The sequence below is a fragment of the Mesorhizobium sp. M1050 genome, from assembly GCF_040318715.1.
Taxonomy (GTDB): Bacteria; Pseudomonadota; Alphaproteobacteria; order Rhizobiales; family Rhizobiaceae; genus Mesorhizobium.
The window spans coordinates 68,188-79,991 of sequence record NZ_JAMYMV010000014.1 but is presented as its reverse complement, the minus strand read 5'-3'; the positions used below and the strand labels follow the sequence as shown (position 1 = coordinate 79,991).

The following is an 11,804-nucleotide window of genomic DNA, read 5'->3' as shown; positions in this document are numbered from 1 at the left end:
TGAGACTCAGCGGGCCATCATCTCATCGAAGGCTTTTTGGGCAGCCTCACCGTTCTTGACCCACCATTCTGAATTCGAAAACACCGAAGTGCCGGCATTTTCAGGCGCGGTCGCAAGGGTCTTCAGACGGTCCTCGGGAATAAGGCCACCCTCATAGCCAGCAGGATTGACCGGGCCATAGGCTATGAAGTCGGTCAGCTTCGCCACGCGCGCGGGCTGTGTCATCGCCGCGATGAGCTTCATGGCTGCTTCCTTGTTCGGCGCCCCCTTCGGCACCGCAAGACAGTCGGTGCCAATGACCGAACCCTTGAACGTGTAGTCAGCCGCGCCGCCATCCGCTTTCACGGTTTGGGCCCGCCCGTTCCAGGTAACGACCAAATCCGCCTCACCATCTTTCAGCAACTGCGCCGACTGCGCTCCCGAGGTCCACCACACGGCGACATTTGGTTTGATTGCTTCAAGCCGCTTGATGGCACGATCCAGACCCTCCGGCGTGCTGAGAACGGGATAGACGTCCGCCGGTGCCACGCCATCGGAGAGCAGCGCGATCTCAATCGAGTCTTGGGCATTGGCACGCAGCGCACGACGGCCAGGAAATTTGGCAACGTCCCAGAACTCCGCCCATGTCTTCGGCGGGTTCTCGCCATAGGTCTTGGTGTTCCACGACAAGACGGTGCCATAGGAGTCGAACGGATAGCAGTAGTCGGACTTTGCGCCAGCCGGCACGGCCTTTGGGTCGATGATCTTGTAGTCGAGCGGCTCCAGCAGCGATTGTGCGGCGGCCTGCGCGCCTTCCGGTGAGCCCAGGTGAATGACGTCGGTTGTGACCGCACCCGAGGTGACCTGCATCTTCAGGGCGGCCAAGCCGTCGCTTAGGGTCTCCTCGCGGACATCATAGCCAAGCTCTTTTGCAGCAGGGGCCCACATGGCCTCCTTCATGGCGTTGCCATAGTCGCCGCCCGCGGTCGTGATGGTGACTGTCTTGGCATAGACGGGCAAGGCTGCCGAGACTGCGAATGCTGTTAAGGAAATGCGTAGCCAAGACATAGGTTCTCCTCCCCAATCTTTTACGAATGGTGCCTGAAAGGCCCGTTTATTTGTAATCGTAACGTTACGATTTCACCTTAATGCAAGGGAGTCAAGCTGGTTTCTACGGGAGTTCGGATTGACCGGGATGTCGAATCCGGTAACGCTATGGAGGTCAGCAATCAGCCGGCGCTTTCGAAGTCGGGCGAACAATGGCCAACCTAAAGCAGATCGCGGCGGAACTTTCCCTGTCGGTAACCACGGTGTCACGCGCTCTGAAGGATGGGCCGGAAGTACAGCCCTCGACCATAGCCCGCGTCAAGGAGGTGGCTAAGCGGGTTGGCTATGTGCCAGATCATCATGGTCGTGCGCTGAAAACCGGTCGGACACTGACGCTGACGGCAGTGCTCCCGATGGAGACACGAGACCATCTGTCCGATCTGTTGAAGCTTCCCTTGATCGAAGGCATGACGCTGGCTGCCCGGCAAGCCGGTTATAGTTTGTCCATTTATTCCACGACTCCCGACGACGATCCCGTTGAGAGTGTGCAACGGCAGCTTCAGGCGCGCAGCACAGACGGACTGATCATTACGCGCATGGTGTCGGGCGATCCGCGCGTCAAGCTGCTGCTGGATCAACGCATGCCATTTGTCGCGTTCGGAAGAACCGACGTGGATGTCGCATATCCTTATGTTGATATCGACAACGAACAGATCGCCTACGAGGCGACCCGGCGGCTGATGGAAAAGGGCTGTCGACGCATTGCACTGCAACTTCTCGTTCCGGAAGATCAGACGAGTGCCATGCGTCTTTCCGGGTATGGAAGGGCAATGGCCGAGGCCGGCATCCCAATCGACCAATCACTGATCGGTCACGGCATGTTCACGATGGAATTGAGTGCAGCCTGGTTCGATCGCATGCTGGCGTCGTCAGATCCGCCGACAGGCTTGGCATGCGCCAACGAACTGGGCCTTCTAGGAGCGTTACATGCTCTTGGCAGAAGAGGTCTCGTGCCAGGCAACGACGTCCACATTGTCAGTCGCGACAGCACGCGGCTGGCACGCTTCCTGCCGGCAAAGATCGGTGTTCATTTCGTGGATATGGCGGCGGTTGGACGCAAGCTTATCGAAGTCCTGGAGAGCCGGATCGTCAATCCGCTTGGGCCGGCGGCGGCGATCTTGCTGCAGGGCAGATACGAGCCCGCCGAATAGTCGGCCGCAGGCTCAAGCCGCATCTCCGCGGTCGAGGCGGATCGGCCTAACTACAACCAGTTCTGAAACATCACTCGGCGGGCGCCGCACCAACCTGACCGGCGACTTCCTGGTCGAGTTCGGCGAGGAAATCGACGATGCGCGCGGCGTTGTCGCCGAGATCGAAGCGGCCGTATCGCGAAGCTGACCGCATGTCGACGATGACCGCATCGCCATCGTCGGTCACGCGGATCGCAATATCGGCCGGAAGACCGATCACGAACCCCTTGGCGACGGCGGTGATGGTGACATCGTTTTGCCCGGCGAGGTCAGGATAGGGTTCGGACAAATCCCAATCGCGCCGGTCAAGGACGGTTTCGACGGCATTGACGACAGTCTCGAATGGCAGGGCGTAGCTGCGTGCACTGACCAGCGGATAGCTATCGGTCTGCAGCCGCTGTTCGCCAGGCGTCGACGGGGAAAGCACGTTCATTTCTTTCGTCCGGTCACCCACGTCGAGCGCCGGCGGCTCGTCGAAATCTGTCGAGATATCCCTGAGCGGCGGGTAGATTGTCGCCCAGTAGGCGGCGACGCCGTAAGGTGCGAGCACCAGCAGCGCCAGGAGGGTGCCGACCGTCAGGTCGCGGCCGCCGCGGTCGCCGAAGTTCCATAGCCGCGAAAAGGCGAATCCGGCAAACAACAGCGCCAAGGCCGCCAGCAACGCGACAATGCCCAGCACCCACAGGAAGGCCGGCGTTTCGACGAGATCGAAGCGGTGGCCGACGAAAACGGTCAGCAGCAGCACCGCCGAAAAAGCGGCCGTGCGCCGCGACCAGCCGGCCGCCCTCGACGTTTGCCGTTCAGGAATGCTAACCATCGTTTTCTGTGCTGCCCCTACCCGAACGGAGACTTAGAACGGTTCACCGTTTCGCGGAACCGGCAAACCGCTCCATCGCCTTGTTTTGACGCAATTCCCAAGGGAAAGCGCTAGGCGCTTTTGCCGGGAAACCGCTTCACACTTTTCCTGGAATTGCTCTAGTGCCTTTTTGCGGCCGCTTGAAGCCGAAACGCGCGACACCCCGTCAATCCGTCGGCAAGCGATAGTCCTTGAACTGCTGGCGCAAGGTGATCTTCTGGATCTTGCCAGTGGCGGTGTGCGGAATTTCGCTGACGAAGGCGACATCGTCCGGCATCCACCATTTGGCCACCTTGCCGTCCATGAAGCCGAGAATGTCCGCTTTGGTCGGTTCCTTGCCCGGCTTGCGGACGACGACCAGCAGCGGCCGCTCGCCCCATTTCGAATGGCAAACGCCGATGGCGGCAGCCTCGGCGACATCGGGGTGGCCGACAGCCAGGTTCTCGAGGTCGATGGTCGAAATCCATTCGCCGCCGGATTTGATGACGTCCTTGGCGCGATCGGTGATCTGCATATAGCCGCCGGCGTCGATGTGAGCGACGTCGCCGGTGTCGAACCAGCCGTCCTCGTCGAACTGTTCTGGGCCCGCACCGCCGTAATAGGCGCGGGCAACGGCCGGTCCGCGCACTTTCAGGCGGCCAAATGTCTTACCGTCCCAGGGCTGTTCCTTGTTGTCGTCGTCGGTCACCTTCATTTCTACGCCGAAGGGCGGGTAGCCCTGTTTCTGCTGGACATCGAGCCGGGCATCACCCTCAAGACCGGCATAGGCCGGCTTCAAGGTGCACAGTGTGCCGAGAGGTGACATTTCGGTCATGCCCCAGGCATGGATGACCTGGACATCGTAGTTCTGCTGAAACTTGGACATGATCGCGCGCGGGCAGGACGAGCCGCCGATGACGACCTTGTTGAGATAGGGAAGCTTCTTGCCGGTCTCCTCCAGATGCTGCAGCAGCATCATCCAGACAGTCGGCACGGCGGCGCTGAAGGTCACCTTCTCGGTGTCGAGCAGTTCGTAGATTGAGGCGCCATCCATCTTGCAGCCAGGCATGACCAGCTTGGCGCCGATCATCGGTCCGCTCTGGCCAAGCCCCCATGCATTGGCGTGGAACATAGGCACGACCGGCAAGATCGTATCACGCGACGACAGGCCCATGGCATCGGGCATGGCGGCGATCATGGCGTGCAAGACGTTCGAACGATGGCTGTAGACGACCCCCTTCGGATCGCCCGTGGTCCCCGACGTGTAGCACATGCCGGCGGCGGTACCTTCATCGAAGCTCTTCCAGGCGAAGTCGCCATCCGCCTCGTTTAGCCAGTCCTCGTAGGCGACCACGTTGGGCAGTGTCGTCTGCGGCAGGTGCGCCTTGTCGGTCAGCACGATCACCCGTTTCAGCGACTTGACGGCGCCGGCGATCTTCTCGAGCAGCGGCAGGAAGGTCAGGTCGACGAAGACAGCCTTGTCCTCGGCATGGTTCATGATCCAGACGATCTGCTCGGGAAACAGCCGCGGATTGAGTGTGTGGTAGATGGCGCCGATGCCCATAATGCCATACCAGGCCTCGATGTGGCGCGCGGTGTTCCAGGCGAGCGTGGCGATGCGATCGCCCAGGCGATAGCCGTCACGCTCCAGCCGCTGGGCGACTTTCAGGGCGCGACGATGGATGTCGGCGTATGTGGTGCGCACGATCGGCCCCTCGATCGATCGCGACACGATCTCGCGCACGCCATGCTGCCGCTCCGCATTGTCGATGAGCTTATGGCAAAGCAGCGGCCATTCCTGCATCAATCCCAGCATTCGATCCTCCCTTAACGCTTTTGCATGCGCTTTTCGGGCCATTGTGGAGCGAACCGCCGGATTGTCCAGCCGCCATGATGGTCGAGCGCTGCATTGGCGGAAAACCGCCACAATCCGGCCATCCTCGGCGTTAAGCTTCGTTAACGGGCAAGGGGGCGATTGGCGACTGAAAGAGGTTCGCATGGACGCGCAACTCGACGATAAGACCCTCGAGAGTACGCTTGCCGAAAGTCTGACCGATCTGGTGCCGGGCACAAAGACTGTTTCCGAAGACGAATTTGTCGAAGTTGTCGGCGGCGCGCTCGAAGCGGTCGGCGGCACGCTGCTGTTCAAGATGTGCGTCCAGAACCACGGCGAAGGCCAGCATGTCGCGGCCGCATCCGTCGGCGACGGCGGCAATCGCCAGTTCCTGCTGCTCACCCTGCCGACCGGCGGCGGCCCATTGAAGGTCGAAACCGCGTCGAGGAGCAGCAACCCGGTCGCCGGCATCGCTGCTGCCTATGCCGGTCTCATGGACGTGTTCAAGGCCGCCGCCTGATTGCTGGCGACAGGTATTTCAATTTGCTTCGGAGGCACCGTCGGTATCGGTCCAATTGGGCCTGCGTGTTGCATGGCCACGGCCGGCCTTGAACAATGCCCTTGCGCGACACATCTGAAAAATCGACGCAAGGAGACCCCGCATGGACCAGATCACCAACCCCGCCCCCGGTTTTCAACGCAATCCCGACAAAGTCATCACCATCGAGCCCTTTGCCGGCACAGTCACCGTGCGCGCCGGAGACGCGGTCATCGCTTCATCCACGAGGGCCAAGGTGCTGAGTGAGCCCCCCTATCCCGCGGTCTTCTACATTCCGTTCGCCGACATCGATTTCGGCAAGCTCGCCGGCACCGAACACTCGACCCATTGCCCCTACAAGGGCGACGCAAGCTATTGGAGCGTGCTGCCTGCCGGCGAAACCGGCCAGAACGCCATGTGGGCCTACGAGCATCCTTTCGACGAAATGGCTGAGATCCGTAACCACGGCGCGTTCTATGCCAGTAAGGTCAGCATCGAAGCCAAACCGGACTGAGCGACTGCGACCGCCGCGTGAGGCGCGTTGGGATTCAGGTCAGGCCGGCATCACCTGAATATCAATGCGCCGGTCAGTCGGTGGTGCCGTGATCGCCAATGCCATCGGCATCGGCATCGTCGAGCCGCACAAAGGTCAGGCCCTTGGCCTTGAGCGCCAGGAGCCCCTGCACCACGCCTTCGCCGGCGGCATGGGTCGGCTGGTTGATGTGCGAGATAATCACGTCACCGTCCTTGGCCGCCGCAATGCGCCGCGCGGTCTCCTTGGCGCCAAGCAATGAGCCGCCGTCGCCGTTTATCGAGAAGCCCGCGATCTTGAAGCCAAGCTTGCGGATCATGGCGATTGCCGACGGGCTGTATTCGGCGGTTGCGCCCCGAAACCATTTCGGCGCCGGCTCGCCGGTCCCGGCAAGAGCGGCGGCACCCGATTCGACCTCGGCCAGCACCGCATCCGGGCTGCCGGCGCTGCGGATACCGTAGATCTTCCGCGGCGTGTCGACCGCCGGGATATGATGGCCGCCGTGATTCTCAAGCTCGAACAGATCGGGATGGGCGCGCATGATCTCGACGGCAGCGGCGTTTCGCTTCAGCCAGATGCCGGTCACGAAAATGGTGGCGGGGATCTTGTTTTCCACTAAAGCCGAAAGAATCCGGTTGTCGGTCTGTCCGCCGCAGGCATCGAGCGTGAGCGCAACGCGGCCGGCTCCGCTCGCCTCCGGCCTGATGTGCAGGGTGGGCTCGACGAGCGGCGCGGCATGGCCGGCGGATACCATCGCCAACGACATGGCGATCATGCAGAGATTTTTTCGCAGCAGGCGCATCAAACCTAATTCCTGACCGGTCGTTTCAAGCCGGCATGCCAAGACCCGCATGAAGGCGGAAATCGGGATGGTGGATAGCAGGAAAGTAGCTGTCGCGACAATTTGACCGTTCGTGTGATGAAAAGGCCATTGCGGCGATAGCGGTTGGCTGCGCTACGACGATCTCAGATGGCGCGTCCCAGCTTCATTTCGGTGCGCGAAAGAACCTCGCGCACCGCGTCGACAACCGGCTTGACCTCCAGGCCCCAGACGCAGCAGGCCTTGCTGGGATCCGGCGCGCGGCAGAGGCCCTTGGCCAGGCAGTTGCAAGGCATCGGCGGCTGGAGCGAGATGCTGGGCACGCCGACAGGACCCCAGCGCGACGGACGCGTCAAACCGAACAGCCCGACAACCGGGGTTCCGGTGGCGGCAGCCATGTGCATCGGGCCGCTCTCGTTGCCGAGAAACAGCCGGGCCTGCTTCAGCACCGCCAGCAGACTTTCGAGCGACAGGTCCCCGACGAGATTGACGACCGACGGCGCGGTCCTGGCGACGATACGCTCGGCAATCTCCCGCTCGTCCGGGCCGCCCACCAGGACGACGTCCAGACCGGTTTCGCCCATAATCTCGCCGATCGCCGCGGCAAACCGCTCCGGCTGCCAACGTCGCCCCTCGAAGCTTGCACCCGCATGCACGGCGATGAAGGCGTTTGGCCGCAGGTGGTGCTTGCCCAGCAGCGCCAATGCATTCGCCGTCTCCAGCGGCAGCGGCTGAAGGCTCGGAATCACCTTGCGGAGTTCGATGCCGAGCGCTTCGAGCGGCGAGAGGTAGCGGTACAGAAAATGCTGGCCATCAAAGCCGTAGGGCTTGGCAAAGATATTGGCGGGCTGGCGCTCCAGCATACGCAAGGGTCTTTCGGAAGGATTGTAGCCGACGCGGGTCTTTGCGTTGACGAGCCCGCTGACAATGCGCGACGTCTTTGAATCGGTCAGGTCGATCGTCAGGTCGAAACGGAACCGGCGTAACGCCCGCACCATGGCGTAAAGCTCTTTCCCGCGCTCGAGGTTAGTGCCGCGCATACGGGCGCGCCGAAACGTGACCACCTCCGAAGCGATGCCATGAGCGATCACGAAGCTCTCGAAGCTAGCCTCGCACAGAAATACGACTTTGGCGCCGGGGAATTCGAGCCGCAGGTTTTCTGCAAATGTCGAGGCGAGGACGAGATCTCCGATGAACTTCGTTTGGATGACCAGGATAGAGCGGAACGGCACGGGTGAGGTCTGCAACATCTGCTTCCGGGGACAATTGGCGGGATAATCGCAAACTGGGCGGGAACAGTGGCGAGATTATGCAATGCCTTCAGCACGTTCGTGTGACTTGGCTTACAAAACGGTAAGCTCAGCCTGGATAGACTATCCGCGGCCTGACTTAGAGCAGTTCACCGTTTCACGAAACGGCGAACTGCTCTAACTCTTTGTTTTGACGCGATTCCCCCGGGAAAGCGCTGCGCGCTTTCCCGGGAAAAAGCCGTTTCACAGTTTTCCTGGAGTTGCTCTCGCGACCCGCACCGCCGCCTGTGCGGCCGCCAGCCTGGCGATCGGCACGCGATAGGGCGAGCAGGACACGTAGTCGAGGCCGACCTCTTCGCAAAAGCGGATCGAGGCCGGGTCGCCGCCATGTTCGCCGCAAATGCCGAGCTTGATGTCGGGCCGCGTCGCCCTGCCCTTTTCGGCAGCCATGCGCACCAGTTCGCCGACGCCGTCGATGTCGAGCGAGACGAACGGATCCTGGTCGATTATGCCTTTCTTGCGATAGGTCTCCAGGAACGAGGCCGCATCGTCGCGTGAAATACCGAACGTCGTCTGGGTCAGGTCGTTGGTGCCGAAGGAGAAGAATTCGGCGGACTGCGCGATGACATGGGCGCGGATCGCCGCGCGCGGCAGTTCGATCATGGTGCCGGTGAGATACTCGATGTTGACGCCGGTTTCCTCCATGACGCTCTTGGCAACCGCATCGATGCGCGCCTTGACGTAGTCGAGCTCCTTCACCAGGCCGACCAGCGGCACCATGATTTCGGGGACCACGAGTGCACCGGCCTTCTTGCCGGCCTCGACGGCCGCCTCGAAAATGGCGCGCGCCTGCATCTCGGCGATTTCGGGATAGGAGACGGCCAGCCGGCAGCCGCGATGGCCGAGCATCGGGTTGAACTCGTGCAGCGCCTCGGTGCGCTGCCTGAGCTTGTCCGGCGACACCTGCATGGCGGCGGCAACCTCGGCCACCTCCTCCTCGGTCTTGGGCAGGAATTCGTGCAGCGGCGGATCGAGCAAGCGGATCGTCACCGGCAGGCCGGCCATGATCTCGAACAATTCGAGGAAGTCCGAACGCTGCATCGGCAAAAGCTTGGCGAGCGCCGTACGCCGGTCCTTTTCGGTGTCGGCCAGGATCATCTCGCGCATGGCGACGATGCGGTCGCCATCGAAGAACATGTGCTCGGTGCGGCAAAGGCCGATGCCTTCGGCGCCGAAGGAGCGCGCCATGCGCGCGTCGAGCGGCGTTTCGGCATTGGTGCGCACCTTCATGCGGCGCACCGCGTCCGCCCACTCCATGATGGCGGCGAAATCGCCGGAAAGTTCCGGCTGCAGCATCGGCACGGCGCCTTTCAGCACCTGGCCATTGCCGCCATCGATGGTGACGATGTCGCCCTTGCGGAAGGTCGAGCCCATCGCCATCAGTGTGCCTGCCCTGTAGTCGACTCGCAGCGAGCCGGCACCCGACACGCAAGGCTTGCCCATGCCGCGCGCCACCACCGCGGCGTGGCTGGTCATGCCGCCGCGCGTGGTCAGGATGCCTTCCGCCGCATGCATGCCGTGAATGTCCTCGGGGCTGGTTTCGATGCGCACCAGGATCGCCTTGCGGCCTTGCGTCTTCAACTCCTCGGCGTCAGCGGAGGAAAAGACAATCTCGCCGGTGGCGGCACCGGGCGACGCCGGCAATCCGATGCCGATGACATCACGCGCGGCTTTCGGATCGATGGTCGGATGCAGCAGCTGGTCGAGCGAGGCCGGGTCGATGCGGGCGACGGCTTCCTCTTTCGTGATCAGTCTGTCCCGCGCCATCTCGACGGCGATTTTCAGAGCCGCCTTGGCGGTGCGCTTGCCGGAGCGGGTCTGCAGCATCCACAATTTGCCGCGCTCGATGGTGAATTCGAGATCCTGCATGTCGCGGTAGTGCTTTTCCAGGCTGTCGGAGATGGTGACGAAGGATCGGAACGCATCCGGCATCAGCTTCTGCAGCGACGGCTTGTCCGAGCCCGCTGCAATGCGCGCCGCCTCGGTGATGTTCTGCGGCGTGCGGATGCCGGCGACGACGTCTTCGCCCTGTGCGTTCACCAGGAACTCGCCATAGAGCATCTTGTCGCCGGTCGACGGGTTGCGGGTGAAGGCAACGCCGGTGGCCGATGTCTCACCCATATTGCCGAACACCATGGCCTGGACATTGACCGCAGTGCCCCAGCTTTCGGGAATGTCGTGCAGGCGCCGGTAGGTGATGGCGCGGTTGTTCATCCAGCTCGAGAACACGGCCCCGATCGCGCCCCATAGCTGCTCATGCGGATCCTGCGGGAATGGCTTGCCGAGTTCTTCCTCGACCTTGGCCTTGTAGAGCGCGATCACGCCTTGCCATTCGAGCGCCGTCAGTTCGGTGTCGAGCTCATGCCCTAGCCCGCCCTTCTGGTCCTCCAGGATTTCCTCGAACACCTCATGGTCGAGGCCCATGACGACATCGGAATACATCTGGATGAAGCGGCGATAGCTGTCATAGGCAAAGCGCGCATCGCCGGAATCGGCGGCCAGCGCCTCCACCGTCTCGTCGTTCAGCCCGAGATTGAGCACGGTATCCATCATGCCGGGCATCGAGGCGCGAGCCCCCGAACGCACCGATACCAGGAGCAGTTTCGATGGGTCGCCGAACCGGCGGCCGGTCAGGTGTCCGATGTGATCGAGCGCAACCGCGACATCGGCTTCCAATTCGGCCGGATAGGTGCGGCCATTGGCGTAATAGGCGTTGCAGACCTCAGTGGTGATGGTGAAGCCCGGCGGCACCGGCAGGCCCAGGCTGCACATCTCGGCCAGGTTGGCGCCCTTGCCGCCCAGCAGATTCCTGTCGCCGGCACGGCCTTCCGCCGCACCATCGCCAAAGGTGAAAACCCATTTGGTCATGCATTGCTCTCCGGTTGCAGGAGATTGGCGAAACGGGTAGTTCCGCCGGTCCGACCCTGGAGCGATATGATGCTGCAGTGCGAAAGGCAAGGCGTCGGCGAAGCCGCCCGGCCCCTACAATCGATTAAGCAAAAGCCGTGTCCAAGGATGCGGCAAAAAGACTTGCCATCGCGCAGCTTTTGGTTTAGAACAAACCATGAACAAACAGACGCCCATGAAATCGTCCGGAAAGCTCGACTATCTCGAAATGCCGGCGACCGGCGGAACGCTGGACCGGCTCAAAGCCTTCTACAGTGGCGCCTTTGGCTGGTCCTTCACCGACTATGGACCGACCTATTCGGCCTTTGCCGAGGGCCTGGACGGCGGTTTTCAGGCCGATGCCGCGGAAGCATCGGCAAAGCCGCTGCCCGTGCTCTACAGCAGGGACCTGGAGGAAACGCTGCGCGCTGTCGAAAATGCCGGCGGCACGGTCGTAAAGCCGATCTTCGCGTTCCCCGGCGGCAGCCGCTTCCACTTTGTCGATCCGGCCGGCAACGAGATGGCGGTGTGGTCCGAGTAGCCGTCGCATGTCGTCCGGCGGCGCTGCTTTGCCTCACCAAATTTGATCGTTCTGACCGTCGCTCATAAGGATTGTGCTTTTCGGCTGCTCTGCTAATAACGCGCCGCACAAGCGACTCTGACGGCAATTGGGGCGTCGCCAAGTGGTAAGGCATCGGTTTTTGGTACCGACATTCCCAGGTTCGAATCCTGGCGCCCCAGCCATCCCTTTAAGGTCCGTTCCGGACACATGG

General features: G+C 62.0%; 10 protein-coding genes and 1 tRNA gene. 5 read left to right on the top strand and 6 right to left on the bottom strand.

Annotation, left to right across the window (positions count from 1 at the left end; translation table 11 throughout):
• Positions 1 to 6: 6 nt before the first annotated feature.
• Positions 7 to 1,047: an ABC transporter substrate-binding protein gene (locus tag NKH57_RS11235; RefSeq protein WP_352944204.1), complete on the bottom strand. Its 1,041-nt coding sequence runs from the start codon at positions 1,045 to 1,047 to the stop codon at positions 7 to 9.
• A 191-nt stretch (positions 1,048 to 1,238) separates the two neighbouring features.
• Here NKH57_RS11235 and NKH57_RS11230 point away from each other — a divergent pair, with 191 nt between their 5' ends.
• A complete protein-coding gene (locus NKH57_RS11230; RefSeq protein WP_023760588.1) occupies positions 1,239 to 2,237 on the top strand; it encodes a LacI family DNA-binding transcriptional regulator in 999 nt (332 codons plus the stop codon).
• A 70-nt stretch (positions 2,238 to 2,307) separates the two neighbouring features.
• Here the strand turns inward: NKH57_RS11230 and NKH57_RS11225 are convergent, their stop codons facing one another.
• A complete protein-coding gene (locus NKH57_RS11225; RefSeq protein WP_352944202.1) occupies positions 2,308 to 3,093 on the bottom strand; it encodes a DUF1499 domain-containing protein in 786 nt (261 codons plus the stop codon).
• 205 nt (positions 3,094 to 3,298) lie between these two features.
• Entirely contained in the window at positions 3,299 to 4,927 is a 1,629-nt protein-coding gene (locus NKH57_RS11220) for a fatty-acid--CoA ligase (RefSeq protein WP_352944200.1), read from the bottom strand.
• A 181-nt stretch (positions 4,928 to 5,108) separates the two neighbouring features.
• On the opposite strand from NKH57_RS11220, the gene NKH57_RS11215 reads away from it, so the two are divergent.
• Both NKH57_RS11215 and NKH57_RS11210 read left to right on the top strand, forming a co-directional pair.
• Entirely contained in the window at positions 5,109 to 5,465 is a 357-nt protein-coding gene (locus tag NKH57_RS11215) for a hypothetical protein (protein ID WP_352731114.1), read from the top strand.
• A 142-nt stretch (positions 5,466 to 5,607) separates the two neighbouring features.
• Positions 5,608 to 5,997: a DUF427 domain-containing protein gene (locus NKH57_RS11210; protein ID WP_352944198.1), complete on the top strand. Its 390-nt coding sequence runs from the start codon at positions 5,608 to 5,610 to the stop codon at positions 5,995 to 5,997.
• A gap of 73 nt (positions 5,998 to 6,070) precedes the next feature.
• Here the strand turns inward: NKH57_RS11210 and NKH57_RS11205 are convergent, their stop codons facing one another.
• The 3 genes from NKH57_RS11205 to ppdK all read right to left on the bottom strand — a co-directional run bounded on the left by NKH57_RS11205 (position 6,071) and on the right by ppdK (position 11,013).
• Positions 6,071 to 6,817: a polysaccharide deacetylase family protein gene (locus NKH57_RS11205; protein ID WP_352944196.1), complete on the bottom strand. Its 747-nt coding sequence runs from the start codon at positions 6,815 to 6,817 to the stop codon at positions 6,071 to 6,073.
• Positions 6,818 to 6,981: 164 nt separating this feature from the next.
• A complete protein-coding gene (locus NKH57_RS11200; protein WP_352944194.1) occupies positions 6,982 to 8,085 on the bottom strand; it encodes a glycosyltransferase family 9 protein in 1,104 nt (367 codons plus the stop codon).
• 243 nt (positions 8,086 to 8,328) lie between these two features.
• Positions 8,329 to 11,013 carry a pyruvate, phosphate dikinase gene (ppdK, locus tag NKH57_RS11195; RefSeq protein ID WP_352944192.1) on the bottom strand — a complete coding sequence of 895 codons (2,685 nt, stop codon included), beginning with the start codon at positions 11,011 to 11,013 and terminating at the stop codon, positions 8,329 to 8,331.
• A 214-nt stretch (positions 11,014 to 11,227) separates the two neighbouring features.
• On the opposite strand from ppdK, the gene NKH57_RS11190 reads away from it, so the two are divergent.
• Positions 11,228 to 11,572 carry a VOC family protein gene (locus tag NKH57_RS11190; RefSeq protein WP_023760596.1) on the top strand — a complete coding sequence of 115 codons (345 nt, stop codon included), beginning with the start codon at positions 11,228 to 11,230 and terminating at the stop codon, positions 11,570 to 11,572.
• A gap of 128 nt (positions 11,573 to 11,700) precedes the next feature.
• Positions 11,701 to 11,775 (top strand) — tRNA-Gln (locus NKH57_RS11185).
• Positions 11,776 to 11,804 lie beyond the last annotated feature (29 nt).